We start from the raw sequence: 651 nt of genomic DNA, 5'->3' as shown, positions 1-651 counted from the left end.
GACGTCACGCTGCTCGAAAGGGTCCTCAGTGGACTTCGCAAGCTCTAACGCGGCCGCTCCCAGCCGCGCCACCACCTCCGCGAAGATCGTCGTCGCAGGCGGCTTCGGCGTCGGCAAGACCACCCTCGTCGGCGCCGTCTCCGAGATCAACCCCCTGCGCACCGAAGCCGTCATGACCTCCGCCTCCGCGGGCATCGACGACCTCACCCACACCGGAGGCAAGACGACCACCACGGTCGCCATGGACTTCGGCCGCATCACCCTCGACGAGGACCTCATCCTCTACCTGTTCGGCACCCCCGGACAGGACCGCTTCTGGTTCATGTGGGACGACCTCGTCCGCGGCGCCATCGGCGCCGTCGTCCTCGTCGACACCCGCCGCCTCGCCGACTGCTTCCCCGCCCTCGACTACTTCGAGAACTCCGGGCTCCCCTTCGTCGTCGCCCTCAACGGCTTCGACGGACACCAGCCCCACACTCCCGACGAAGTCCGCGAAGCACTCCAGCTCGGCGCCGACACCCCCGTCATCACCCTCGACGCCCGCCGACGGGACAGCGCCAAGAGCGCACTCATCACCCTCGTCGAACACGCCCTCCTCGCCCGCCTCCGATGAGGAGGGGCCCTCTCCTCGCCCGCCTCCGATGAGGAGGG

1 protein-coding gene is annotated in these 651 nt (G+C 69.1%); it reads left to right on the top strand.

Annotated features, from left to right (window positions below; genetic code table 11):
• The first annotated feature begins 28 nt into the window (after positions 1 to 28).
• Positions 29 to 613, top strand: a complete 585-nt coding sequence (locus ABD369_RS40860) for a GTP-binding protein (RefSeq protein ID WP_344641700.1) — start codon at positions 29 to 31, stop codon at positions 611 to 613.
• Positions 614 to 651: the final 38 nt, after the last annotated feature.

Origin of the sequence: Kitasatospora cystarginea (assembly GCF_039533515.1) — a bacterium.
Lineage (GTDB): Bacteria > Actinomycetota > Actinomycetes > Streptomycetales > Streptomycetaceae > Kitasatospora > Kitasatospora cystarginea.
This window is presented reverse-complemented; position numbering and strand designations above follow the sequence as displayed.